The organism is Streptomyces sp., assembly GCF_031181705.1.
In the GTDB taxonomy this organism is placed as follows: domain Bacteria; phylum Actinomycetota; class Actinomycetes; order Streptomycetales; family Streptomycetaceae; genus Streptomyces.
In genome coordinates this window covers 3,679-28,756 of record NZ_JAPSKN010000069.1, presented here as the reverse complement: position 1 = coordinate 28,756, position 25,078 = coordinate 3,679, and the positions used below count along the sequence as shown (strand labels likewise).

The following is a 25,078-nucleotide window of genomic DNA, read 5'->3' as shown; positions in this document are numbered from 1 at the left end:
CTAGTCGGTGCCGGTCGCCTTCAGCGCCAGCCAGAGCTCCATCCGGGCGTCCGGGTCGTCCAGGGAGCGGCCGAGGATCTCCTCGACGCGGCGCATGCGGTAGCGCAGGGTGTGGCGGTGGACGCCGAGGTCGGCAGCCGCCGCGTCCCACTGGCCGTGCTTGGACAGCCAGGCGCGCAGGGAGGCGACCAGGTCGCCGCGTCCCGTGGCGTCGTGCTCGTACAGCGGACGCAGCATGCCGTCGGCGAACGCCCGTACGGCGTCGTCCGCGAGCAGCGGCAGCACGGATCCGGCCGCCATCTGCTCGTGCTCCACCAGGACGCGACCGCGCCGCCTGGCCACCGACAGGGCCTGCTCGGCCTGCTTGTACGCGGCCGACGCGGCGATCGGCCCGGCCGGCGCCGACAGGCCCACGACCAGCTCGTCCTCCTCGCCGCCCGGCACCTTCTCGCGCACCGTGGTCCGGGCCGTCTCCAGGGCCGCCGCGTACTCGGCACAGGCCGCCGCCGCGGCGCCGCCGTCCGCGGCCAGCACCACCAGCCGCTCCCCCTCCGGCACGACGAGCACGGCCTCGCCGGCCCGGGCCGCCGCGGACTCCAGGACGTCGGCGAGCGCCGCCAGCCGGTCGCCGCCCGTGTCGGCCGCGGCGAGCGCTGCGGCGGAGGGCCGGTCGGGGGCCGGGGCGGCGGCGCGGGCCTCGGCACGGGCCAGCGCCGCCGAGGCCGACACCGGCACCCGTTCGGCGACCAGCATCCGGAACGGCGCGTCCAGCAAGCCCCCGTACAGATCCCCGGCGACCGCCCGCGCGTGGTCCGGCTCCCCGGCCAGCAGCATGCGCAGCACCGCGGTGCCGACTCGCTGCTCGGCCGCCTGGAGGGAGCGGGAGCGCTCCGTGGTGAGGGTCAGCAGGGCGATGGCCGAGTGGACGGCGTACCGCTCGGCGGTGCCCAGGGTGGCGGCGGTGCCGACGGCGAGCGCCGCGCGGGGCCGCCGGCCGGTCCCCACGGTGTGCAGTTCGACCCGGTCCTCGTTCTCCGGCCCGCCGACCACCGACGAGGCCGGCGCGGGGCGGTCCCGCAGCCGCCGCACGTCGCCGGTGAGCCGCGCGGCCCGCCGTCCGGCCCACTCGGGAGCCGCGGCGACGACGGCGCCCGACGCGTCGTACAGCGCCGCCCAGCCGTCGACCTGGGCGGCCAGCGCGGCCAGCAGCCCTTCCGGACCGCCGGTCTGCGCCTGCCGGGTCAGCTCGCGCTGGGCGGCGAACCCCGCGGTGACGGCCTGGTACTGGTCGGCGGCGATCGCGGCGGACACGGCCTTGCTGATGGCGAGGAACGGGGTCCGGCGGGGCACCTCCAGCAGCGGCAGGCCCTCCTCCTCGGCCGCGTCGACGAGCGCCTGGGGAGTCTCCTCGTAGTTGACGCCCACGGCGAAGCCGAGCCCGACCACGCCGGCGCCGGCCAGCCGCCGCACGTAGCGCCGCATGGCTTCCGGGTCCTCGGCGTCCAGCTTGAGCGCGGTGATCAGCAGCAGCTCCCCGCCCTCCATGTAGGGCACGGGATCGGCGAGCTCGCTGACGTGCGCCCAGCGGACCGGCACGTCGAGGCGGTCCTCCCCCGCCCGCACGGTCAGTTTCAGCGCGGAGTGGTGGACGAGCGAGGCGAGCGTCGGGGGCATGAGGCCTTCAGGTCTGCGTCAGGGCGGTGTGCGCATTGTGTTCTTTTGGCCGCCGCGTATGAACGACCTGTGACGATTCTGCCTCACCGTATGGTCCGCGCGTACCGCGCGGGTGCACAGCCCGTCGAGGTCTCAGCCCCGCAGGTTCACCAGCAGGGGCGGCGCGTGCTCGCCCTGCACCGTGGTCAGCGACAGCACCGCGTGCCCGGCCGGCACCGCGTGGGCCAGTTCCGAGGCGGACCAGCGCTCGCGCTCGACCTGCCGGACGGTCACCGCCCGGGCCGTCGGCGCCTTGCCGGTGATCACCCGCCGGACCGCGTGCAGCGCCTTGCCCGCCGGGGTCTCGGCGATGATCTGCCGGTCGGTGACGTCACGGGCCTCGGTCCACTCCTTGCCCCACACCTCGGCGAAGTCCTGACCGTCCCAGGGCGTGAGCCCCGCCAGCGCCATCCGGCACCCGGTGGCGCCGAGCAGCGGCCCCCGCAGCGGCCGGGCCACGTCGTCCAGCGTCCGCAGGGTCAGCACGACACCGGCGTTCCCGGACCGCAGCCGCTGGATGCCGCGCACGGCCTCGGGCGTCACGACCCCGGTCGCGTCGTCGAGCACCAGGCAGGCGAACAGCGACCGGTCCTCGCGTACGGCGACACTGGCCGTGAACTGGGCGAGCACCAGCCGCGCGAGCATCCGGGAGGCGTCGGCGTGCCCGCGCTCGGGCAGGTCGACGCGGACGCGCACGGGATGGTCGAGGGCCTTCAGCGTGAAGGGCCGCGACTGGCCCGAGGTGTCGAAGAAACCCGCGAAGGCGGGCCGGTCGAGCAGCGCGACCCGGTCGGCCAGCACCCCGCCGACGTCTCCGGGCTGCCCCATCTGCCGCTCCCGGGCGTCGAGCTCGCGCAGCAGCGACTCGTGACCGGACTCCTGCAGCCCCTGCCGCAGCGCGGCGAACGGCCCCGGCGCCCCGTCCAGCAGCTGCCGCAGCTCCGGTACGGAGGGGAACCGCCCGTGAACGGCGCGGAACGGCCCGAGCAGCTGCGCGAGCACCGTGGTGGAGCGGCGGGTGTCGCTGCCCGGGTGCGGATCGGCGAGATCCCCGACCAGCCCCTCGGCGAGCACGGCCGCGGCCTCGTCCGGGTCGCTGGTGCCGCCGTACAGGTCGAGGTCGTACTCGGAGTCCTGGTTCCCGATCCGCACGACGACGTCATACGCGTCGGCGGGCCCGAGCCCGGCCCCGGCCCCCCCGACCACCACGACGGCGGCCCGTCCGGCCAGGGCATGCAGACACAGCGACTCGGCGACGGGCCGCACGACGGCCCCGGTCTTCCCGGAACCGGCGGGGCCGACGGCGACGAGCGAGGTGCCCAGCAGGTCGGGTCCGAGGGCGAGCCCGGCGCCGCGGTAGGTGTACGGGTTGCGGGCGTCGTCCACGGCGGTGCCCAGCCGTACCTGTCCGGTGAGCAGGTCGTGCGGGGCGAGCCTGGCCGGCAGGTCGCGTTCCCCCGAGGGATGGAGGCAGGCGGCGGCGCCGTCCTTCAGCACCGCGCCGGTGAAGGTGGCGAGGCTGTGCCGTCCGGTGCGCACGCCCTGCCAGGCCCGCTGGATCCGGGCGTGGTCGACGTCCCGCATGAGGCCGCAGCGGGCGTCGGCGGCGAGCCGCTCGGCGGCGTCCACGGCACCGGCGGCGCGCAGCTCGTTCCACTGGGCCGGGTCGTCCTGGGGCACCGTGGGGTCGGCCTGAGCCTCGGGCCGGCGGAAGCGCGCGGCGACGAAGCGGCGCCAGACCTCGCCCCAGCGGCCGAGGCGCGCCACTGAGACCATGATCGCCAGGGCGACGAGCAGCTCGTACCCCCGGTACACCAGGAACGTGCCGGTCTCGCCGAGATCACTGTCGGCGCCGCGCCAGGCGTCCGGGACGATCAGGTCGAACGGCACCCACCACCAGTTGCCGAGGTACCCGTTCTGCAGCAGTGACCAGATCAGCCACCCCACCAGGAACGCGATCACCGCCCCGCTGAGCAACTGCCGGGTGGGGGTGACGTCGAGTTCCTCGGCGGGCCGCGGCCGGTGCCCGAAGCGCCACACGCCCGGCGCGGCCTCCGGCCGGGGCGCGCGCAGCCAGGCGAGGAAGGCCGACCCGTCCGGCAGCGGCGGCGCCGGTGCCTGGGGCGGCCGGGGAGGCACCGCGGGCACCTCCGGCGGCCCCGCCGGACGCGGCACGGGGTTCGCATGTGTGCCCCGGGCCTCCTGCGTCCCGTCGCTGTCCATCGCCCTTGCCCCCTGACCAGCCGCTCCGTCCACCATCAGCGAGCCAATCTAACGCCCTCCCCTGGGGAGTTCACCGCTTACCCGGCCGCGTCGTGGGCACGGGTGGCCGAGACCGCCATGTCCACCCCGGACAAGCCGTCGCGCCGACAACGCCCACATGGAGCATGCCCACCCCCCTTTCCCCGCCCTAGCCTGCGGGAAAAGAAGTCACAGTGTCTGTACAGGCCCGTCCGCACCACCCCAGGAGCCCCGCATGAGCGCACTGCCGCAGGAGCGTCGTGTCGTCACCGCCATTCCCGGCCCGAAGTCGCAGGAGCTGCAGGCCCGCCGCACCGCCGCGGTCGCGCAGGGCGTGGGCTCCGTGCTGCCCGTGTTCACCGCGCGCGCGGGCGGCGGGATCATCGAGGACGTCGACGGCAACCGCCTGATCGACTTCGGCTCGGGCATCGCCGTGACGTCCGTCGGCGCCTCCGCCGAGGCCGTCGTACGGCGGGCGTCGGCGCAGCTCGCCGACTTCACCCACACCTGTTTCATGGTCACGCCGTACGAGGGCTACGTCGAGGTCGCCGAGGCGCTCGCCGAGCTCACCCCGGGTGACCACGCCAAGAAGAGCGCGCTGTTCAACTCCGGCGCCGAGGCCGTCGAGAACGCCGTGAAGATCGCCCGGGCGTACACCAAGCGGCAGGCCGTCGTGGTGTTCGACCACGGGTACCACGGGCGCACCAACCTGACGATGGCGCTCACGGCGAAGAACATGCCGTACAAGCACGGCTTCGGGCCGTTCGCGCCCGAGGTGTACCGGGTGCCCGTGGCGTACGGCTACCGCTGGCCGACGGGCCCGGAGAACGCCGGTCCCGAGGCCGCCGCCCAGGCGATCGACCAGATCAGCAAGCAGGTCGGCGCCGAGAACGTCGCCGCCATCATCATCGAGCCGGTGCTCGGCGAGGGCGGCTTCATCGAGCCGGCCAAGGGCTTCCTGCCGGCGATCCGGGAGTTCGCCTCCGCGCACGGCATCGTCTTCGTCGCCGACGAGATCCAGTCCGGCTTCTGCCGCACGGGCCAGTGGTTCGCGTGCGAGGACGAGGGGATCGTCCCGGACCTGATCACGACCGCCAAGGGCATCGCCGGCGGTCTGCCGCTCGCTGCCGTGACCGGGCGTGCCGAGATCATGGACGCCGCGCACGCGGGCGGTCTGGGCGGTACGTACGGCGGCAATCCGGTCGCCTGCGCGGGCGCGCTGGGCGCTATCGAGACCATGCGCGAGCTCGACCTGAACGCCAGGGCCAAGGACATCGAGGCCGTGATGAAGGCGCGTCTTTCGGCCATGCAGGAGAAGTTCGACATCATCGGCGACGTGCGCGGCCGCGGCGCGATGATCGCCATCGAGCTGGTCAAGGACCGCGCCACCAAGGAGCCGAACCCGGAGGCGACCGCCGCGCTCGCCAAGGCCTGCCACCAGGAGGGCCTGCTGGTCCTGACCTGTGGCACCTACGGCAACGTCCTCCGCTTCCTGCCGCCGCTGGTGATCGGCGAGGACCTGCTGAACGAGGGCCTCGACATCATCGAGCAGGGCTTCGCCCGCATCTGACCCTCCGCCGCGCGCATCTGAGCCCTCGTCGGGGCAGGTGAGCCGCCCCGGTTCCGCTACCGGGGCGGCGAGCGGCAGAGCGTGTGAAGAAGGTGTGCGAGGTGGATGACAGGGCGCCCCGCGGCCTGTCCTGAGTCCTGCCCCTGTCGTAGGTTCTTCCCAGATGAGAGATACACCCCGCCCACAGGGGACTGTGGGTGACATCAGGCCGGGGCCTCCCCAGCTTCGACCTGGTCGTGCCCTCGCGCACACAACCGGAGCCTGAGGCTCTGGAGCTCCTCACCGATCGGACGGTCGCCCGCCCCAAACCCCCCGGGGCGCGCGACGTTCCGGTCCGGACGGCCGCCTCGGAACCACCCCCCCTGTTCCGGGGCGGCCGACCTCCCTCTTCGCTTCTTCCTTCTCCTCAGCCGCCTCCCGCGCGGCCCGCTCCAGCCGGGCCCGGTGGCTCTCCCACCACGCCCGGTCGCCTGCCGGCAGGCTGCCCGCGGCCGGTGTCAGGCCGGTGCTCCCGTCGATGAGTTCAGCGCGTCCCGGGCGTCCTGCAGACAGCGGAGCAGGTCCGCCTTCGCGTTCGGTGCCGTCATGCCGGGCAGTCTCGCGCACCCGGCACCGACAGGGCCCGCCCGGGGACGTCCGCGCGCGTGCCAAGCTGGGCATCATGCCGATCTCCGCGCGCCAGGAACGCGCCCCGTCCCGCGAGCACCCTGGCACCCTGGTCGTGCTGCTCGGCCTCCCCGCCCTGCTCTTCGCCCTGATCACCTGGCAGGTGGTCGCCGACGGCCCGCTGCCGCGGCTCGACGAGCGGCTCAGCCGGGTGCTGGTCGACCCCGACCGCTTCTCGGAACTGCTGTCGGACCTGGGCAACGTCGGAGTGGCGGTCCCGGTCCTCGCCGTCGCCCTCGGGTACGTCGCCGTGCGCGGCCACCGCGACGGCACCGGCCGCTGGTGGCTGCCGGTGGTCGCCGCCGCCCTGCTCATGGCGCTGGTCCCGACCCTGGTCGTCCCGCTGAAGGAACTCACCGACCGCCCGGGCCCGCCGGTCGTCCCCCCGGGCACCGGCTACTACCCCTCCGGTCACACCGCCACGGCAGCCGTCGCCTACGGCGGCGCGACCCTGCTCCTGCTCCCCGGACTGCGCACCGCCCTCGCCCGCCGCGTCCTGGTCGCCCTCTGCGCCGTCCTCGTGCTCGGCGTGAGCTACGGCCTGGTCCGCCGCGGCTACCACTGGCCGCTGGACGTGGTGGCCAGTTGGTGTCTGAGCGCGGTGCTGCTGGCGCCGCTGTGGCTGTTCACACGGCGGCGGACGGCGCCGCCCGGGCCGCCCGCCGGGTAGCGCCTAGTCACCGTTCTCCGTCGCCAGCCCGGCCGCCGCCTCGTGCATCGCCAGTTCCAGCAGCGCGGGGTCCGTCAGCAGGCCCGAGCCGTCCGGCGGGACCAGCCAGCGGACGCCACCGGGCGAGGAACGGCCCGGGTACGGCACGACGATCCAGGTGCCGGCGCCCGCGGTGCGGATGCCCGTGCCGAGCCAGCGGGCCGCGGTGCCGGGCGGCACGAAGAAGCCCATGCGCGCGTCGCCGAAGTCGACGAGCACCGGGCCCGGCTGGTCGAGGACACGGCTGAGCACGTCGAGCGTGGCGTAGCCGAGTTCGCCGGGCAGGATCAGCACGTCCCAGGCGCTGCCGGCCGGCAGCAGGGCGACCCCGAGCGGGTTGCGCTCCCACTCCCAGCGGCAGGCCTCCGGGTCGGGTGCGACGGATGCGAGCCACTCGACCGCTGTCTTGGCCCCTGTCATGAGGAAGACCCCCTTCTCTCTCGTGAAGCTCGTGGTTCTCACGGACGCGCGCTGCGTCCACGAGGGCGCCACGAGGGAGAAGGAGGTCCCCCCGGGATCATTACGCGGGTTCCGGCCTCTCGTTGGAGTGAACCGGCTCACACCCGCAGGTTCGGCTCGTTCAGCTGTCGAAGCCCAGACCCAGCCGGTCCATCGTGCGCAGCCACAGGTTGCGGCGGCCGCCCCGGGCGTCCGCGCGGGCCAGCGACCACTTGGTGAGGGCGATGCCCGTCCAGGCGAACGGCTCCGGCGGGAACGGCAGCGGCTTCCTGCGGACCATCTCCAGCTCGGTCCGCTCGGTGCGCTCCCCCGCCAGCAGGTCCAGCATCACCTCGGCACCGAAGCGGGTCGCGCCGACGCCGAGCCCCGTGTAGCCGGCCGCGTAGGCCACCTTGCCCTGGTGGGCGGTGCCGAAGAACGCCGAGAAGCGGGAGCAGGTGTCGATGGCGCCGCCCCAGGCGTGGGAGAAGCGGACCCCCTCCAGCTGCGGGAAGCAGGTGAAGAAGTGCCCGGCGAGCTTGGCGTAGGTCTCGGGGCGGTCGTCGTACTCGGCGCGGACGCGGCCGCCGTAGGGGTAGATCGCGTCGTAGCCGCCCCACAGGATCCGGTTGTCGGCGGACAGGCGGAAGTAGTGGAACTGGTTGGCGCCGTCGCCGAGGCCCTGGCGGTTCTTCCAGCCGATCGACGCCAGCTGCTCGTCGGTGAGCGGCTCGGTCATGAGGGCGTAGTCGTAGACCGGGACGGTGTAGGCGCGCACGCGCCGGACCAGGTTCGGGAAGATGTTGGTGCCGAGGGCGACCCGGCGGGCGCGGACCCGGCCGTAGGGGGTGCGCACGGCCATGCCCGCGCCGTAGGGCCTCAGCTCCAGCGCGGGCGTGTGCTCGTAGACGCGCACGCCCAGGTCCACGCAGGCCCGCTTCAGGCCCCAGGCGAGCTTCGCCGGGTTCAGCATGGCGACGCCCCTGCGGTCCCACAGGCCCGCCCGGAAGGTGGGTGAGTCCACCTGCTCCCGTACGGCGTCGGCGTCCAGGTACTCGACGCCCTCGGCGAGGCCCAGGCGGGACGTCTCCTCGTGCCACTCGCGCAGTTCCCGAGCCTGGTAGGGCTCGGTGGCGACGTCGATCTCGCCGGTGCGTTCGAAGTCGCAGTCGATGGAGTGCCGGGCGACCGCCGCCTCGATCGCGTCGAGGTTGCGGGCGCCCAGCCGCTGGAGCGTGTGGATCTCGTCCGGCCAGCGGGTGAGGCCGTTGGGCAGACCGTGCGTGAGGGAGGCGGCGCAGAACCCGCCGTTGCGGCCGGAGGCGGCCCAGCCCACCTCGCGGCCCTCCACCAGCACCACGTCCCGCCGCGGGTCGCGTTCCTTGGCGATCAGCGCCGTCCACAGTCCGCTGTAGCCGCCGCCGACGACGAGCAGGTCGCAGGTCTCGGAGGTGGTGAGGGCGGGTTCGGGGCGGGGCCGGCCGGGGTCGTCCAGCCAGTACGGGACCGGCTGGGCGTCGGAGAGCGAACGAGTCCACCGATTCATGGCGCCAGGGGCCATGATTTCAACTCCCTACGGTTATGCCTTTTGTCTGTTGCGGCGATTCCCGACGGCCATGGAAACCAGGACGAGCAGGACGGCGACGACGAACATGGCCGTGCCGATGACATTGATCTGGACGGGCGTTCCGCGCTGCGCCGAGCCCCAGACGAACATGGGGAAGGTCACGGTCGAACCGGCGTTGAAGTTGGTGATGATGAAGTCGTCGAAGGAGAGCGCGAAGGCGAGCAGCGCGCCCGCCGCGATACCCGGTGCCGCGATCGGCAGGGTGACCCGGACGAAGGTCTGGAACGGGCCCGCGTACAGGTCCCGCGCCGCCTCCTCCAGTTTCGGGTCCATCGACATCACGCGCGCTTTCACGGCCGTGACCACGAAACTCAGGCAGAACATGATGTGCGCGATGAGGATCGTCCAGAAGCCGAGCTGCGCGCCCATGTTGAGGAAGAGGGTGAGCAGCGAGGCGGCCATGACGACCTCGGGCATCGCCATCGGCAGGAAGATCAGCGAGTTCACGGCGCCGCGGGCGCGGAACCGGTAGCGGACCAGGGCGAAGGCGATGAGCGTGCCGAGGAGCGTGGCGCCGAGGGTCGCCCAGAACGCGATCTGGAGGCTCACCGACAGCGAGCCGCACAGGTCCGAGACCCCGCACGGGTCCTTCCAGGCGTCCAGGGAGAACTGCTGCCACTCGTAGTTGAAGCGCCCCTTCGGTTTGTTGAAGGAGAACACCGTCACGACGATGTTCGGCAGCAGCAGGTAGGCGAGGGTCAGAAGTCCCGCGATGACGACGAGATGTCTCTTGAGCCGGTTGACGATGGGCATTCAGACCAGATCCTCCGTCCCGGACCTGCGGATGTAGAGGGTGACCATGAGGAGGATGGCCGCCATGAGGATGAAGGACAGTGCCGCTGCCGTCGGGTAGTCGAGCACTCTGAGGAACTGCGTCTGGATGACGTTGCCGACCATGCGGGTGTCGGTCGAGCCGAGCAGGTCGGCGTTGACGTAGTCACCGGCCGCCGGGATGAAGGTCAGCAGCGTGCCGGAGACGACGCCCGGCATCGACAGCGGGAAGGTCACCTTGCGGAAGGTCGTCCAGGGCCGGGCGTACAGGTCACCGGCGGCCTCGTGGAGCCGGCCGTCGATGCGCTCCAGCGAGGTGTAGAGCGGCAGGATCATGAACGGCAGGAAGTTGTACGTCAGGCCGCAGATGACCGCCAGCGGGGTGGCCAGCACCCGGTCCCCGGCGGTCAGGCCCAGCCAGCTGGTCACGTCCAGGACGTGCAGCGCGTTCAGCGCGCCGACGAGCGGGCCGCCGTCCGCGAGGATCGTCTTCCAGGCCAGGGTGCGGATCAGGAAGCTGGTGAAGAACGGCGCGATCACCAGGATCATGATGAGGTTCCGCCAGCGGCCCGCCCGGAAGGCGATCAGATACGCCAGCGGGTAGCCCAGCAGCAGGCACAGGATCGTCGCCGTGCCCGCGTACAGGACCGAGCGGACGAACTGCGGCCAGTACGCGGACAGGGCGTCCCAGTAGGTGGCGAAGTGCCAGGTGACCCTGTAGCCCGTCTCCAGGGAGCCCGTCTGCACGGACGTGGAGGCCTGGTAGATCATCGGCAGTGCGAAGAAGACCAGCAGCCACAGGATGCCCGGCAGCAGCAGCCAGTACGGGGTCAGCCGGCCCCGGCGCCTGGCGGGCTTCGGCCCGGGTGCGTCCGGCGCGAGGGGCGGTGGCGCCTCGGTGAGTGTCGACATCAGGCCGCCTCTTCCACTCCGGCCTCGGCGTCCTGGGCGGCGTCCAGGCCGAAGGTGTGGGCCGGGTTCCAGTGCAGGACGACCTCGGCGCCGGGCACGAGCCGGGGGTCGCGGTCGATGTTCTGGGCGTAGACCTCGAAGTCCGGGCAGACCGGGCTGTCGACGACGTACTGCGTCGAGACGCCGATGAAGCTGGAGTCCGCGATCCGGCCGGTGATGCGGTTGCGGCCCGCCGGGATCTCGCCGGCGTCGTCCGCGTGGGTGAGGGAGATCTTCTCCGGGCGGACCCCGACCAGCACCTTGCCGCCGGTGCTCGTGGGCGCCGAACAGCGCGCCTCGGGCAGGACCAGCTTGCCGCCGCCCGCCTTCAGCACGATCTCCTCGCCGCTTCTCGAGTCGATCTCGGCCTCGATGAAGTTGGAGGTGCCGAGGAAGTTGGCGACGAACGTGGTGCGCGGGTTCTCGTACAAATCGGCCGGGGAGCCGAGCTGCTCGACGCGGCCCGCGTTCATCACGGCGACCGTGTCGGCCATGGTCATGGCCTCCTCCTGGTCGTGCGTGACGTGGACGAAGGTGATGCCGACCTCGGTCTGGATGCGCTTGAGCTCCAGCTGCATCTGGCGGCGCAGCTTCAGGTCCAGGGCGCCGAGCGGCTCGTCGAGCAGCAGCACCTTGGGGTGGTTGATCAGGGCGCGGGCCACCGCGACGCGCTGCTGCTGGCCGCCGGAGAGCTGGTGCGGTTTCTTGCGCGCCTGCTCGCCGAGCTGGACCAGCTCCAGCATCTCCTCGACCTGCTTCTTCACGGACTTCAGGCCGCGGCGGCGCAGGCCGAAGGCGACGTTCTCGAAGATGTCGAGGTGCGGGAAGAGGGCGTAGGACTGGAAGACCGTGTTCACCGGCCGCTTGTACGGCGGCAGCGCCGTCACGTCCTGGTCGCCCAGGAAGACGGTGCCGGCGGAGGGCTCCTCCAGGCCGGCGATCATGCGCAGGGTGGTGGTCTTGCCGCAGCCGGAGGCGCCGAGCAGGGCGAAGAAGGAGCCCTGCGGGACGGTCAGGTCGAGCGGATGGACGGCGGTGAAGGCGCCGTAGGACTTGCTGATGCCCGTGAGGCGGACGTCGCCGCCCGGGTCCGTGGTGTTCGTCATGGTGGTCACGCCCCCGTCAGCTTCGCGAACTTCTCTTCGAACTCGGTCTCTTCCTTCGAGCTCAGCGAGCGGAAGGCGTGCGACTTGGCCGCCATGGCCTTGTCGGGGATGATCAGCGGGTTGTTCGCCGCGTCCTCGTCGATCTTCGCCAGTTCGGCCTTCACACCGTCGACGGGACACACGTAGTTGATGTACGCGGCCAGTTCGGCGGCGGGCTTCGGCTCGTAGTAGAAGTCGATGAGCCGCTCGGCGTTCGTCTTGTGCCGGGCCTTGTTGGGGATGAGCAGGTTGTCCGTGGACGTCATGTAGCCGCTGTCCGGGATGAGGAAGTCGATGTCGGGGCTGTCCGCCTTGAGCTGGACGACGTCGCCGGCCCAGGCGACGCAGGCCGCGAAGTCGCCGCTGGTCAGGTCCGAGGTGTAGTCGTTGCCGGTGAAGCGGCGGATCTGGCCCTTGTCGACGGCCTTCTGCAGGCGGGCGATGGCCGCGTCGTAGTCGTCGGCGGTGAAGTCCGCCGGGTCCTTGCCCATGTCGAGCAGCGTCATGCCGACGCTGTCGCGCATCTCCGACAGGAATCCGACGCGCCCCTTGAGCTTGGGGTTGTCGAGCAGGTCGGAGATCGACGTCACCTCGACGCCGTCGAGGGCCTTCTTGTTGTACGCGATGACCGTCGAGATGCCCTGCCAGACGTAGGAGTAGGCACGGCCGGGGTCCCAGTCGGGGTTGCGGAACTGGGCGGACAGGTTGGCGTAGGCGTGCGGCAGGTTGCTCGCGTCGAGTTTCTGCACCCAGCCGAGGCGGATCAGGCGGGCGGCCAGCCAGTCGGTGAGGACGATCAGGTCGCGGCCGGTGTCCTGGCCCGCGGCGAGCTGCGGCTTGACCTTGCCGAAGAACTCGTTGTTGTCGTTGATGTCCTCGGTGTACTTGACCTTGACGCCGGTGCGCTTCGTGAACTGCTCCAGCGTCGGGTGGTGCTTGCCGCTGTCGTCGACGTCCATGTACTCGGTCCAGTTGGAGAAGTTCACCGTCTTCTCCTTGGCCGAGCGGTCCTCGGCCGGGACGCCGCCCTGCGACTGACCGGCCGCCGGGATGCCGCAGGCGCTCAAGCTCCCCAGACCGCCGAGGGCGAGTGCGCCGCCCGTGGAGGCGCGCAGCAGGGACCGCCGGGTGAGGGCGGCCCTGCCGTTGGTGAGGCTGCGCCGCAGGGCGGCCACTTGGGCCGGGGACAGGCGGTCGGGCTCGTACTGCTCCATGCGCGTGGTGCCCTTTCGAAGGGTGGACGGCCGTTGGTCAGGCGGCCTGCGAACGGCTATCGGTCCCCGAACACGGTGCGGTGCCAGTCCTTCGCGGCCACCGCGGTGTTGTCGAACATGACGTGCTTGATCTGGGTGTACTCCTCGAACGAGTATGCGGACATGTCCTTGCCGTAGCCGGAGGACTTGTAGCCGCCGTGCGGCATCTCGCTGATGATCGGGATGTGGTCGTTGACCCACACGCAGCCCGCCTTGATCTCGCGCGTGGCCCGGTTGGCCCGGTACACGTCCCGGCTCCAGGCGGAGGCGGCCAGCCCGTACGGGGTGTCGTTGGCGAGCGCGATCCCCTCGTCGTCGGTGTCGAACGGCAGCACGACCAGGACCGGCCCGAAGATCTCCGACTGGACGACCTCGCTGTCCTGGGCCGCGTCGGCGATCAGGGTGGGACGGTAGTAGGCGCCCTTGGCGAGCTCGCCCCCGGGCGCCTCGCCGCCGGTCACCACGCGCGCGTAGGCACGCGCCCGGTCGACGAAGCCGGCGACCCGGTCGCGCTGGGCGTGCGAGACCAGCGGTCCCAGGTCGGTCCCGGCGGCGAACGGGTCGCCGAGCCGGACCGTCTCCATCAGCGCCGCCGTCCGCTCCACGAAGGCCTCGTACAGCGGCCGCTGCACGTACGCGCGCGTGGCGGCCGTGCAGTCCTGCCCGGTGTTGATGAGCGCGCCCGCGACGGCGCCGTGCGCGGCGGCCTCCGGGTCGGCGTCGTCGAAGACCACGAAGGGCGCCTTGCCGCCGAGCTCCAGGTGGAGGCGCTTGACCGAGGCGGTGGCGACCTCGGCGACGCGCTTGCCGACGGCGGTGGAGCCGGTGAAGGAGGTCATGGCCACGTCGGGGTGGCCGACGAGGTGCTCCCCGGCCTCCCTGCCGGTGCCGGTGACGATGTTGATGACGCCGTCCGGGATCCCGGCGTCCGTGGCGGCCTGCGCGAAGAGCAGCGAGGTCAGCGGGGTCAGCTCGGCGGGCTTCAGAACGATGGTGTTGCCCGCGGCGATCGCCGGGAGGATCTTCCAGGCGGCCATCTGCAGCGGGTAGTTCCAGGGCGCGATCGACCCGACGACCCCGATGGGCTCGCGCCGGACGTAGGAGGTGTGGTCGCCGGAGTACTCACCGGCGGACTGCCCCTGCAGATGCCGTGCGGCGCCGGCGAAGAAGGCGGTGTTGTCGATGGTCCCGGGGACGTCGAACTCGCGGGTCAGCTTCAGCGGCTTGCCGCACTGCAGCGACTCCGCGCGGGCGAAGTCCTCGGCCCGGTCGGCCAGGACCGCGGCGAAGCGGTGCAGGGCGTCGGACCGCTCGCCGGGGGTGGTGCCCGCCCAGCCGGGAAAGGCCTCGCGGGCCGCGGCGACGGCCCGGTCGACGTCGGCCGTGCCCGCCAGCTCGTAGCGCAGGACCTCCTCGCCCGACGCCGGGTCCACGACCGCGTGGGTACGGCCGGAGGTGCCCCTGGTCGGGCGGCCCGCGATGTACTGCGCGCCCTCGCGGAAGCGCTCCTCGGCCGGGAGTCGGTCCGGGGTGGCGTTGCCCGGGTTGTGCATGTCGCTCTCCTCCGTGTCCCCATGAGGGGGCCGGCGTGGCTCAGGCTCGATTTGAGTGCCGATCCTGACAGAGGGATGGGACTCCAACAAGTGATTCCGTTGTTGATTTTTGGTTACGCGACGGAATCTGTCGACCAGGTGTCGAGTCCGCCGGGAAAAGGCAGGACGCTGTGTCAGTGGTGCGTGCCAGACTCGCGTGCATGGAGGAGATCACGGGGGCGGTCGGCTCGCGGGAGGCACTGATCAGGGCGGTTCGCGCGGGGGCCAGGGTCACGTATCTGCATTTCTGGGGGCACCGTCCGCGGCCGGACGGCCGGATCGGGCCGAGCTGCCTGAGCCAGTGGTGGCCGTCGAATTTCACGGTGGACGGCGTGGAGTACGCGACGGCGGAGCACTGGATGATGGCCGCCAAGGCCCGCCTCTTCGAGGACGCGGCGGCCGAGCGTGCCGTGCTGGCCGCCGGACATCCCGCCGGGGCGAAGAAGGCCGGGCGGCTGGTGCGCGGGTTCGACGAGACGATCTGGGCCCGGGAGCGGTTCCGGATCGTCGTGGAGGGCAGCGTCCACAAGTTCGGGGCGCATCCGGCACTCCAGGGCTTTCTGCTGGGCACGGGCGATCGTGTGCTGGTCGAGGCGAGTCCCGTGGACCGGGTGTGGGGCATCGGGCTGGCCGCGGACGACGAGGCGGCGATGGATCCGGAGCGGTGGCGGGGGCCGAATCTGCTGGGCTTCGCGCTGATGGCGGCGCGGGAGCGACTGCGGTCGGCCGGGGCATGAGCAGGGGGCCGGTCCGGGACCGGCCCCCTCGGTGACTGTGGGCTCGGCTCAGGAAGCCGCGCCGAGCCCTCCCATGATCGAGGCGAACAGCAGGAAGCCCAGCAGCGGCAGGATCACGGTGGCGATGATGCCGCAGACCAGGCCGGCGGTCGCCGCGCCCTTGTTGGTGGCCTCACCGCGGGTGGCCTTGCCCCGGCCGACGGCGCCGAAGATGATCGCCAGGATGCCGAGGATCACGCCGAAGAACCACAGCAGGAAGGTCACGCTGCACACCACGCCGATGATGCCCAGCACCAGGCCCGTGGTTCCCATGCCGTTGCTCGGCTGCGCGGGCATCCCGTAGCCGGCGGCCTGCGGGTAGGCCACCGGCGGAGCGGCCGGGTAGCCGGGGCCGCCCTGGGGGTAGCCGTAGCCCGGCCCGGACTGCTGGGGGTAGCCGTAGCCGGGGGCCGGCTGCTGCGGAGGCTGGGCCGGTGGGCCGAAGCCACCGGGCGTGGGATTGGTGTTGGACATGGACGAGCTCCCCTCCGTTGTCAGACCAGGGAATCGTAGTGGCCAAGTCGGCCGGGGAGTACGGAAGTTTCAGCGCAGGGCCGGGGCGGTGACGGCGGGGCGCAGGGCGCCGTAGTACGGGTCCTCGTCGTAGTCGTCGCTGTTGATGGCGGCCGTGATGCCGACCGCGATCAGGACGATCACGGTGATGCCGAGGATGATCCCGATGATGCCCATGATCAGACCCGCCTGGGCCTGCCCGTGGTTGGTGGCCACACCGGCCTCGGCGCGCTTGCGGCCCTTGATGCCGAAGACGACGGCGAGGATGCCGGTGACCAGGGAGACCACGCCGTACAGGCAGAACAGCGTGCAGGAGACGATGCCGAGCACCATCGCGGCGATGCCCATGCCGTTCTGCGGCGCCGCGGGCATGCCGGGCCAGCCGTAGCCGGACTGGGGGTAGCCGGGGTATCCGTAGCCGCCGGGAGCGACGGGCGGGGGCGGGACCGCGCCGGTGCCGGAGGTGTCGTACTGGGGGGTGCCGGCGGGCGGGGTGAAGCCGGCGGCGGGCATCGAGGTGACCGTGGCCTGGTCGTGCACGGAGGGCGGCCCCTGGGTGGGCGGCCGGTCCTTGTCGAGCGACGGCTTGTGCTCCGGGGGCGCCCACGGGTCGTGGCCGCCGCCTGCGCCGGGCTGCGTCGGGTCCGTCATCTGTGCATCCCCCCTGGGTCGTTCGTGTCGCCATGCTACGGGCCGTCCGGCGCGGGCCACAGGGCGGGTGCGGCGGGGATCGACCGCACGCCGGCGGCGCGGCCGAAGGCCGGCCCGGCCCCGAGCCCCGCGGGGCGCCGCTCCCCCGCCCGGACCGGGTCCGCACGGTCCTTCCGTCCGCCCGGGGGGCGGTCCCCTAGGCGTCCGGTGGCGCCCTCGGCGTGCCGGGCGCAGTCCGTCGTACCCGGGCGCACTCGGGACGGTGTCCGGTGCGGCGAGGGCGTGTGCCGGGCGTCGCGAGGCGGGAGGGACCTCGCGGACCCGGCCTAGGATGAGACCCGAGTCATCGATCAGCCGATCACCCGCGCCCGCCGCCTTCGTGCCGGCCCGGCGCCGTTCCGGGGAGGAACCCTTGACCGAGCATCTCGTCGACCCCCAGGCCCCTCGCGACCTGCAGGCCTTCATCGCCGGACTGCCCAAGGCCGAACTGCACGTGCACCACGTGGGCTCCGCCTCTCCCCGGATCGTTGCCGAGCTGGCCGCCCGGCACCCCGACTCGAAGGTGCCGACCGACCCCGAGGCCCTGGCCGACTACTTCACCTTCACCGACTTCGCGCACTTCATCGAGGTCTACCTGTCGGTCGTCGACCTGATCCGCACCCCGGAGGACGTCCGGCTGCTGACCTACGAGGTGGCCCGGGAGCTGGCCCGGCAGCAGGTGCGGTACGCCGAGCTGACCATCACGCCGTTCTCGTCCACCCGGCGCGGCATCGACGAGCGGGCCTTCATGGACGCGATCGAGGACGCCCGCAAGGCCGCCGAGGCCGAGTTCGGCACCGTGCTGCGCTGGTGCTTCGACATCCCCGGCGAGGCCGGCCTGGAGGCCGCCGAGGAGACGACCCGGCTCGCCACCGACGACCGGCTGCGCCCGGAGGGCCTGGTCTCCTTCGGGCTCGGCGGTCCGGAGGTGGGTGTGCCCCGGCCGCAGTTCAAGCCCTACTTCGACCGCGCGATCGCGGCCGGGCTGCACTCCGTGCCGCACGCCGGCGAGACCACCGGCCCGGAGACGGTCTGGGACGCGCTGACGCACCTGCGGGCCGAGCGCATCGGCCACGGCACCAGCTCGGCGCAGGACCCGAGGCTGCTCGCGCACCTCGCCGAGCACCGGATCGCGCTGGAGGTGTGCCCGACCTCGAACATCGCCACTCGGGCGGTCCGCACCCTGGACGAGCACCCGGTCAAGGAGTTCGCGCGGGCCGGGGTCGTCATCACGATCAACTCCGACGACCCGCCGATGTTCGGCACCGACCTGCGGAACGAGTACGCGGTCGCCGCCCGTCTCCTCGGCCTCGACGAGCGCGGCCTGGCCGACCTCGCGAAGAACGCCGTGGAGGTGTCCTTCCTGGACGACGCCGGCAAGGCCCGGATCAAGGGCGAGATCGACACGTACACCGCCGGATGGCTCGCCCGGTGACGTCCTTCGCCCAGCGCCCCGGGCGGCCGGTGACCGCCGTGGCCCACCGGGGCGACCCCTACCGCGTCCGCGAGAACACCGTCGCCTCGCTCAGGTCCGCGCTGGCCCGGGGCGCGGACGCGGTGGAGGTCGACGTACGGCTCACCCGGGACGGCGTGCCGGTGCTGCTGCACGACGCGACGCTCAAACGGCTCTGGGGGCACGAGCGTCCGGTGCTCGCCCTGTCCTGGGCCGAGGTGCGCGGCCTGACCGGCGGTGAGGTGCCGGCCCTGACGGAGGCGCTCTGCGCCACCGACGGGCACCGCGTGCTGATCGACCTGCCCGGCTCGCCCGGCGTGCGGGCGGTGCGCCGGGTGATGGACGCCGTCGGGGAGGCCGGGGCGGCGGACCGCGTCTACTACTGCGCGGGCGCCGACACCATGCTCGCCGTGCGCGCGGCGGACCAGGGAGCCGAGATCGCCCTCACCTGGACGACCCTGGCCCCGCCGCGGCCCGTGCTGCTGGAGGCGATCCGCCCGCGCTGGCTCAACTACCGGTTCCCGCTGGTGGACCGCCCGCTCGCCGACCGGGTCCACGCCGACGGCTACCTGCTGTCGGTCTGGACCCCCGACACGCGTCGCTCCATGCGGCGCCTGCTGGACGCGGGCGTGGACGCGATCACGACCAACCGCGTCGACGTGCTGTGCGCCGCGCGTGCGAGCGCCGCGGCACCGCCGCCGGATCGGCCGGGGTCGCGCGCGTGAGGTGCCGCGGCACCGGCGCCCCGTGCGGGCCGGTGCCGCGGACGAGGCCGTGACGGGTCACGCCCGGCCGACTGGTCTCGCCGAAGGCCCGGACGGCGGTTTCCGGTTCACCCGCCCGGTACCGGGACGGCCGCCACCGGCGCGGTCAGCGCCTCCAGCCGCTTGATCCGCCGCCGCACCACGTACAGCGGGATCACTCCGAGCACGCCGAACGCCATGTCGATCACCGACCACCACAGGGGGATGCCGCGGATCGGTCCGCAGATCAGGGCGAGCGGGATGACGCCGGCGCAGGCGATCATCCCGAACTCGACGACCCAGACGTTGCGGACCGGGTCGCGGTAGGGCCCGTAGAAGGCGACCGCGATCACCAGGTGCGCGAAGGCCAGCCAGTCCGTGCCGTAGAGGAGGAAGGGGTACTCGGCGTCGGCCTCGTCGAGCCCGGCCCGGACCCGCTCGATCCAGTCCGTCAGGCCGGGCAGGTGGTCGCCCACGGACAGCGCGTGCAGCAGGTCCTCGGTCCAGCGCAGTTCGTGGACCAGGGGAAAGGCCGTGGCGCCGCTGAGCACCAGGCACACGACGAAGAAGACCAGCCACGCGCGGATGCCCTTCAGCAGGGCGGCTCTGTCGCTCATGGCGGCACTCTACGCCCTTGTTGAACATGTTCAAAAACGGGTGGGCGGGCAGACGAACGGCCCCGGGCGGCGGCAGAGCCCGGGGCCGTCGGAACCGAACTGTGACTACGCGTCCAGCGACGTCATCACGTGCTTGATGCGCGTGTAGTCGTCGAAGCCGTACGCCGACAGGTCCTTGCCGTAGCCGGACTTCTTGAAGCCGCCGTGCGGCATCTCCGCGACCAGCGGGATGTGCGTGTTGATCCACACGCAGCCGAAGTCGAGCTTCTTGCTCATCCGCATGGCGCGGCCGTGGTCCTTGGTCCACACCGAGGAGGCGAGCGCGTACTCCACGCCGTTGGCCCACTCCACCGCCTGGTCCTCGTCGCGGAAGGACTGCACGGTGATGACCGGCCCGAAGACCTCGTTCTGGATGATCTCGTCGTCCTGCTTCAGGCCCGAGACGACGGTCGGCGCGTAGAAGTAGCCCTGGTCGCCGACCCGCTTGCCGCCGGCCTCCACGCGCGCGTGGGCGGGCAGGCGCTCGATGAAGCCCTCGACCTGCTTGAGCTGGTTGGGGTTGTTCAGCGGCCCGTACAGCACGTCCTCGTCGTCCGGCTGCCCCGTCTTGGTGTCGGCGGCGGCCTTCGCGAGCGCGGAGACGAACTCGTCGTGGATGGACTCGTGGACCAGCACGCGCGTGGCGGCCGTGCAGTCCTGGCCGGCGTTGAAGTAGCCCGCGACCGAGATGTCCTCGACGGCCTTGGCGATGTCGGTGTCCTCGAAGACCACGACCGGGGCCTTGCCGCCCAGCTCCAGGTGGACGCGCTTGACGTCCTTGGAGGCGGACTCGGCGACCTGGATGCCGGCGCGCACCGAGCCGGTGATGGAGGCCATGGCCGGGACCGGGTGCTCGACCATCATGCGGCCGGTCTCGCGGTCGCCGCAGATGACGTTGAAGACGCCCTTGGGCAGGATCCCGCCGAGGATCTCCGCGATCAGGACCGTGGAGGCCGGGGTGGTGTCGGACGGCTTCAGCACGACCGTGTTGCCCGCCGCGATCGCCGGGGCGAACTTCCACACGGCCATCATCATCGGGTAGTTCCACGGCGCGACCTGCGCGCAGACGCCGACCGGCTCGCGGCGGACGATGGAGGTCAGGCCCTCCATGTACTCGCCGGCCGAGCGGCCCTCCAGCATCCGCGCGGCACCCGCGAAGAAGCGGATCTGGTCGACCATCGGCGGGATCTCCTCGGAGCGGGTCAGCCCGACGGGCTTGCCCGTGTTCTCCACCTCGGCCGCGATCAGCTCCTCGGCGCGCTCCTCGAAGGCGTCCGCGATCTTCAGCAGGGCCTTCTGGCGCTCGGCGGGCGTGGTGTCGCGCCAGCCGGGGAAGGCCTCGGCGGCCGCCGCCATCGCGGCGTCCACGTCCGCCTGCCCGGACAGCGGAGCGGTCGCGTACGCCTCGCCCGTCGCGGGATTGACCACCTCGGTGGTCCGTCCGTCGGCGGCGTCCCGGAACTCACCGCCGATGTAGTTGCGCAGACGACGCAGCTCGGTGCTCACTGCCGGCCCTCCAGTTCGGATGTCCATTACTTGAGACACCCACCCTAGTCGGCCGACCCACGTTTTCAACACCCCCGCTCCCTTCACTCATACGGAATCCGCAGGACTGGGCGACCCAAACAACGGATTTCATCGATCGAGGCTTGCGGAAGTGTCGAGACCTCGTGCACAGTGACCCCGTGGCCAGTCGAAGCGCAGACCAGAAGGGCTCGCGGGAGCACCGCGAGCCCTCCCGCGAGTCCAGGAACGGCAGCTCGCCCCAGCTGGACGCCGTCTCCCTCGCCATCATCGAGCAGCTGCAGGAGGACGGCCGCCGGCCGTACGCCGCCATCGGCAAGGCCGTCGGCCTGTCCGAGGCGGCCGTGCGCCAGCGCGTCCAGAAGCTGCTCGACCAGGGCGTGATGCAGATCGTCGCCGTCACGGACCCGCTCACCGTGGGCTTCCGCAGACAGGCGATGGTCGGCGTCAACGTCGAGGGGGACGTGGAGTCGGTCGCCGACGCGCTGACGGCCATGTCCGAGTGCGAGTACGTGGTGATGACCGCAGGCTCCTTCGACCTGATGGTGGAGATCGTCTGCGAGGACGACGACCACCTCCTGGACGTCATCAACAAACGCATCCGGGCCGTCCCCGGAGTGCGCTCCACCGAGAGCTTCGTCTACCTCAAGCTCAAGAAGCAGACCTACATGTGGGGAACCCGATAACCGTGAGGACCCGATAGCCGTGAGCAAGGACCTCTCCCAGTCCGCGTACGACCACCTGTGGATGCACTTCACGCGCATGTCGTCGTACGAGAAGGCCCCCGTCCCCACCATCGTCCGGGGCGAGGGCACGTACATCTACGACGACCAGGGCAAGCGCTACCTGGACGGCCTCGCCGGCCTGTTCGTGGTGCAGGCCGGGCACGGCCGCGTCGAGCTGGCCGAGACCGCCTTCAAGCAGGCGCAGGAGCTGGCGTTCTTCCCCGTGTGGTCGTACGCCCACCCCAAGGCGATCGAGCTGGCCGAGCGCCTGGCCCACCACGCGCCGGGCGACCTGAACAAGGTCTTCTTCACCACCGGTGGCGGCGAGGCCGTCGAGACCGCCTGGAAGCTCGCCAAGCAGTACTTCAAGCTGGTCGGCAAGCCCACCAAGCACAAGGTCATATCCCGCGCCGTCGCGTACCACGGCACCCCGCAGGGCGCCCTGTCCATCACCGGTCTGCCCGCCCTGAAGGCGCCGTTCGAGCCCCTCGTGCCGGGCGCCCACAAGGTCCCGAACACCAACATCTACCGCGCCCCCCTCTTCGGTGACGACCCCGAGGCCTTCGGTCGCTGGGCCGCCGACCAGATCGAGCAGCAGATCCTCTTCGAGGGCCCGGACACGGTCGCCGCGGTCTTCCTGGAGCCGGTGCAGAACGCGGGCGGCTGCTTCCCGCCCCCGCCCGGCTACTTCCAGCGCGTGCGCGAGATCTGCGACCGGCACGACGTGCTGCTCGTCTCGGACGAGGTCATCTGCGCCTTCGGCCGCCTGGGCACGTACTTCGCCTGCGACAAGTTCGACTACGTGCCGGACATGATCACCTGCGCCAAGGGCATGACCTCGGGCTACTCCCCGATCGGCGCCTGCATCATCTCCGACCGCCTGGCCGAGCCGTTCTACAAGGGCGACAACACCTTCCTGCACGGCTACACCTTCGGCGGCCACCCGGTCTCCGCCGCCGTGGGCCTGGCCAACCTCGACCTGTTCGAGCGCGAGAACCTCAACCAGCACGTCCTGGACAACGAGGCCGACTTCCGCGCCACCCTGGAGAAGCTGCACGACCTGCCGATCGTCGGCGACGTCCGCGGCAACGGCTTCTTCTACGGCATCGAACTCGTCAAGGACAAGGCCACCAAGGAGTCCTTCGACGCGGACGAGACCGAGCGCGTGCTGTACGGCTTCCTCTCCAAGAAGCTGTACGAGAACGGCCTGTACTGCCGGGCCGACGACCGTGGCGACCCGGTCGTCCAGCTCGCCCCGCCGCTGATCTCGGACCAGTCGACGTTCGACGAGATCGAGCAGATCCTGCGGGCCACCCTCTCGGAGGCCTGGACCAAGCTCTGACCGGCCGTCGCTCCGATCGTCTGCCTGGATGATCAACACCGGCCCCGGTGCCGCCCGTTCGAGTGAGAAACGGCGGTCCGGGGCCGCGTGCTGTCCAGAGCCGAGCCGCCTTTCTGCCTAGCGTGCCCAGTGACCGATCGGCCCTGCCTTCGTTCCCCCGCACGGGGGACGGCACGGGAACTACGGATCTGAACCGAGGTGTGCGCCCATGGAGGCCAAGCCGGACGACGACGTGCTCTGGGCACGCGCCCTGCACTTCCAGCACGACGACGGCTCGCCCGCGCTCTGCGGTGTCTCGCTCGGCGTCCGCGAGGGCGAGATCCTCGCCGTCAGCGGCCCGCGCGGCAGCGGCAAGACGACCCTGCTGCGGTGCCTGTCCGGCCTGGTGCCCGTGCGGCGCGGCGAGGTCTGGTTCAACAGCGTGCCCGTCCACACCATGGGCCCGCTCACCCGGGAACGGCTGCGCCGCGACCGCTTCGGCTGGATCGACCCGGCCCCCTCGCTGGTCCCGGAGCTCAACGCCTGGGAGAACACCGCCCTGCCGCTGATGCTGCGCGGCACGGGCCGCCGCCGCGCCAAGACCGCGGCCCTGGAGTGGCTGGAGCGTCTGGACATCGGCGACGGCGCCCGCAAGCGCCCGCACCAGCTGGTGCAGGCCGAGCGCCAGCGGGTCTGCATCGCCCGCGCGCTCGCCACCGCTCCCTCGGTCCTGTTCGCCGACGAGCCCACGGCGCCCCTGCACCGCGCCGACCGCGCCCATGTGCTGCGCACCCTCACCACGGCGGCCCGCTCCCACGGCATCACCGTGGTCCTGGCCACCCACGACCCCGACACCGCGGCGCTCGCCGACCGCACCGTGTCGCTGCTCGACGGGCGGCGCGTCCAGACGGTGCACCTGCCGCCGGTCGCCGAGACCGCCGAGGCGGAAGGCCGGGCCGCGTGCTCGCTCTCCGTCTGACCCGCGGCGCCCACCCCGCCGTCCACCTGCGCCGCCTCCTCGTCGCGGCGGCCTCGGCGGGCACGAGCTTCCTGTTCCTGTGCGCCCTGGGCCACGCCCTGGGCCACCCCGGCGCCACCGCCGAGTCCCTGACACGGCTGGCGTGGTGCGCCGCCCCGCTGGCCGCCACGATCTACTTCGCCGTCGCGGTGGCGCGCACCGACCCCGCCACGAAACCCCGCCCCGGCCTCTCCGCGATCGGCCTCGGCCCGCTGCGCCTGATGGCCGTGTCGGCCGCGACGACCGCCCTGTCCTGCACGCTCGGCTCGATGCTGGCCCTGCTCGTCTTCCTGCATCTGCGGGGCGATCTGTCGGGTCTGCCCTTCGACGGGGCGGCCGCCGGGCGCCTCGCCTCCGACCAGCCCCTGCCGCTGGCGGGCACCCTGACGCTGCTCGCGATCGTGCCCGTCGGCGCGTCGGCGGCCGCGGCGCTGGGCCTGCGCCCGAGGGAGGCGGGACCGGCCGCGCCCCGGCCGTCCAGGATGTACGGCCGCTTCGGCGCGTACCGCCGTGACAGCAAGCGCGAGACCTTCGGGGCGTACGGCCGGTTCGGACGGCAGATCGTCCGGCCCGTGCCGGGCGGTCCGGCCGACTCCGCGCCGCAGGGCACTCCGCCGCAGGCACGCACGGGCGAACCGGCCAGGGCGGCGACGACCGGCACCGGCTCCGGCTCCGGCTCCGGCTCCGGCTCCGGCACCGACTCTGGCTCCGGTCCGGGCGTCACCTCCGGTGCGGGCTCCGGCTCCGGTGCAGGCGTCACCTCCGACGCGGGCTCGGGCCTCGGTTCCGGTTCCCATGCCGGTGCGGAATCCGGCTCCCGCTCCGGTTCTCGGCCCGCCTCCGGCTCCGGCCCTGACTCCGGCTCCGGCTCCGGCTCCGGCTCCGGCTCCGGCTCCGGCTCCGGCGGCAGCGTGAGTGCGCTCGCGGACGCCGCGGCGCGCGACGCCGTGAGCGCGGTCATTCCCTACGGCGATCCGGCCGGC

Annotated in this window: 22 protein-coding genes and 1 pseudogene; 10 read left to right on the top strand and 13 right to left on the bottom strand. The window is 72.3% G+C overall.

Going from position 1 to position 25,078, the window contains the following annotated elements; translation table 11 throughout:
- Positions 1-1,674 (bottom strand): PucR family transcriptional regulator, encoded by a 1,674-nt coding sequence (locus RIN80_RS15425; protein WP_309096161.1) that lies wholly within the window; start codon positions 1,672-1,674, stop codon positions 1-3.
- A gap of 132 nt (positions 1,675-1,806) precedes the next feature.
- Complete coding sequence (locus tag RIN80_RS15420; protein WP_309096160.1) at positions 1,807-3,936, bottom strand: ATP-binding protein; 2,130 nt, start codon at positions 3,934-3,936, stop codon at positions 1,807-1,809.
- Between the two features lie 253 nt (positions 3,937-4,189).
- Between RIN80_RS15420 and gabT the strand changes: the two genes are divergently transcribed.
- From gabT to RIN80_RS15405, 3 genes and pseudogenes are all read left to right on the top strand, one after another.
- Positions 4,190-5,524 (top strand): 4-aminobutyrate--2-oxoglutarate transaminase, encoded by a 1,335-nt coding sequence (gene gabT, locus RIN80_RS15415; protein ID WP_309096159.1) that lies wholly within the window; start codon positions 4,190-4,192, stop codon positions 5,522-5,524.
- 163 nt (positions 5,525-5,687) lie between these two features.
- Positions 5,688-5,912, top strand: a pseudogene (locus RIN80_RS15410) (phosphoesterase); the annotation flags it as partial.
- Between the two features lie 273 nt (positions 5,913-6,185).
- Positions 6,186-6,860, top strand: a complete 675-nt coding sequence (locus tag RIN80_RS15405) for a phosphatase PAP2 family protein (RefSeq protein WP_309096163.1) — start codon at positions 6,186-6,188, stop codon at positions 6,858-6,860.
- Between the two features lie 3 nt (positions 6,861-6,863).
- On the opposite strand, the gene RIN80_RS15400 is transcribed toward RIN80_RS15405, so the two are convergent.
- The 7 genes from RIN80_RS15400 to RIN80_RS15370 all read right to left on the bottom strand — a co-directional run bounded on the left by RIN80_RS15400 (position 6,864) and on the right by RIN80_RS15370 (position 14,637).
- Complete coding sequence (locus RIN80_RS15400; RefSeq protein WP_309096158.1) at positions 6,864-7,319, bottom strand: hypothetical protein; 456 nt, start codon at positions 7,317-7,319, stop codon at positions 6,864-6,866.
- A gap of 160 nt (positions 7,320-7,479) precedes the next feature.
- Positions 7,480-8,898 carry an FAD-dependent oxidoreductase gene (locus RIN80_RS15395; RefSeq protein WP_309096157.1) on the bottom strand — a complete coding sequence of 473 codons (1,419 nt, stop codon included), beginning with the start codon at positions 8,896-8,898 and terminating at the stop codon, positions 7,480-7,482.
- 18 nt (positions 8,899-8,916) lie between these two features.
- Complete coding sequence (locus RIN80_RS15390; RefSeq protein WP_309096156.1) at positions 8,917-9,717, bottom strand: ABC transporter permease; 801 nt, start codon at positions 9,715-9,717, stop codon at positions 8,917-8,919.
- Positions 9,718-10,647, bottom strand: a complete 930-nt coding sequence (locus RIN80_RS15385) for an ABC transporter permease (protein ID WP_309096155.1) — start codon at positions 10,645-10,647, stop codon at positions 9,718-9,720.
- Positions 10,647-11,792 (bottom strand): ABC transporter ATP-binding protein, encoded by a 1,146-nt coding sequence (locus RIN80_RS15380; RefSeq protein WP_309096154.1) that lies wholly within the window; start codon positions 11,790-11,792, stop codon positions 10,647-10,649. The genes RIN80_RS15385 and RIN80_RS15380 overlap by 1 nt, the downstream gene beginning before the upstream one ends.
- 5 nt (positions 11,793-11,797) lie before the next feature.
- Complete coding sequence (locus RIN80_RS15375) at positions 11,798-13,045, bottom strand: spermidine/putrescine ABC transporter substrate-binding protein (protein WP_309096153.1); 1,248 nt, start codon at positions 13,043-13,045, stop codon at positions 11,798-11,800.
- A gap of 56 nt (positions 13,046-13,101) precedes the next feature.
- Positions 13,102-14,637: a gamma-aminobutyraldehyde dehydrogenase gene (locus RIN80_RS15370; RefSeq protein ID WP_309096152.1), complete on the bottom strand. Its 1,536-nt coding sequence runs from the start codon at positions 14,635-14,637 to the stop codon at positions 13,102-13,104.
- 200 nt (positions 14,638-14,837) lie between these two features.
- On the opposite strand from RIN80_RS15370, the gene RIN80_RS15365 reads away from it, so the two are divergent.
- On the top strand, positions 14,838-15,413 hold the full coding sequence (locus tag RIN80_RS15365) for an NADAR family protein (protein ID WP_309096151.1): 576 nt from the start codon (positions 14,838-14,840) through the stop codon (positions 15,411-15,413).
- A gap of 48 nt (positions 15,414-15,461) precedes the next feature.
- Here the strand turns inward: RIN80_RS15365 and RIN80_RS15360 are convergent, their stop codons facing one another.
- Positions 15,462-15,926: a DUF4190 domain-containing protein gene (locus tag RIN80_RS15360; RefSeq protein WP_309096150.1), complete on the bottom strand. Its 465-nt coding sequence runs from the start codon at positions 15,924-15,926 to the stop codon at positions 15,462-15,464.
- Between the two features lie 69 nt (positions 15,927-15,995).
- Entirely contained in the window at positions 15,996-16,616 is a 621-nt protein-coding gene (locus tag RIN80_RS15355) for a DUF4190 domain-containing protein (RefSeq protein WP_309096149.1), read from the bottom strand.
- A gap of 412 nt (positions 16,617-17,028) precedes the next feature.
- Here RIN80_RS15355 and RIN80_RS15350 point away from each other — a divergent pair, with 412 nt between their 5' ends.
- Both RIN80_RS15350 and RIN80_RS15345 read left to right on the top strand, forming a co-directional pair.
- Positions 17,029-18,090 carry an adenosine deaminase gene (locus RIN80_RS15350; protein ID WP_309096148.1) on the top strand — a complete coding sequence of 354 codons (1,062 nt, stop codon included), beginning with the start codon at positions 17,029-17,031 and terminating at the stop codon, positions 18,088-18,090.
- On the top strand, positions 18,075-18,833 hold the full coding sequence (locus RIN80_RS15345; protein WP_309096147.1) for a glycerophosphodiester phosphodiesterase: 759 nt from the start codon (positions 18,075-18,077) through the stop codon (positions 18,831-18,833). The genes RIN80_RS15350 and RIN80_RS15345 overlap by 16 nt, the downstream gene beginning before the upstream one ends.
- 107 nt (positions 18,834-18,940) lie before the next feature.
- On the opposite strand, the gene RIN80_RS15340 is transcribed toward RIN80_RS15345, so the two are convergent.
- Positions 18,941-19,468 carry a hypothetical protein gene (locus tag RIN80_RS15340; protein WP_309096146.1) on the bottom strand — a complete coding sequence of 176 codons (528 nt, stop codon included), beginning with the start codon at positions 19,466-19,468 and terminating at the stop codon, positions 18,941-18,943.
- Positions 19,469-19,573: 105 nt separating this feature from the next.
- Positions 19,574-21,013: a gamma-aminobutyraldehyde dehydrogenase gene (locus RIN80_RS15335; RefSeq protein WP_309096145.1), complete on the bottom strand. Its 1,440-nt coding sequence runs from the start codon at positions 21,011-21,013 to the stop codon at positions 19,574-19,576.
- Between the two features lie 164 nt (positions 21,014-21,177).
- Here RIN80_RS15335 and RIN80_RS15330 point away from each other — a divergent pair, with 164 nt between their 5' ends.
- The 4 genes from RIN80_RS15330 to RIN80_RS15315 all read left to right on the top strand — a co-directional run.
- Entirely contained in the window at positions 21,178-21,717 is a 540-nt protein-coding gene (locus RIN80_RS15330) for an Lrp/AsnC family transcriptional regulator (protein WP_094055798.1), read from the top strand.
- A gap of 13 nt (positions 21,718-21,730) precedes the next feature.
- Positions 21,731-23,098: an aspartate aminotransferase family protein gene (locus tag RIN80_RS15325; RefSeq protein ID WP_309096162.1), complete on the top strand. Its 1,368-nt coding sequence runs from the start codon at positions 21,731-21,733 to the stop codon at positions 23,096-23,098.
- A gap of 208 nt (positions 23,099-23,306) precedes the next feature.
- On the top strand, positions 23,307-24,056 hold the full coding sequence (locus RIN80_RS15320; protein ID WP_309096144.1) for an ATP-binding cassette domain-containing protein: 750 nt from the start codon (positions 23,307-23,309) through the stop codon (positions 24,054-24,056).
- On the top strand, positions 24,038-25,078 hold a 1,041-nt coding region (locus RIN80_RS15315), incomplete at its 3' end, for a hypothetical protein (protein ID WP_309096143.1). The genes RIN80_RS15320 and RIN80_RS15315, both read left to right, overlap by 19 nt.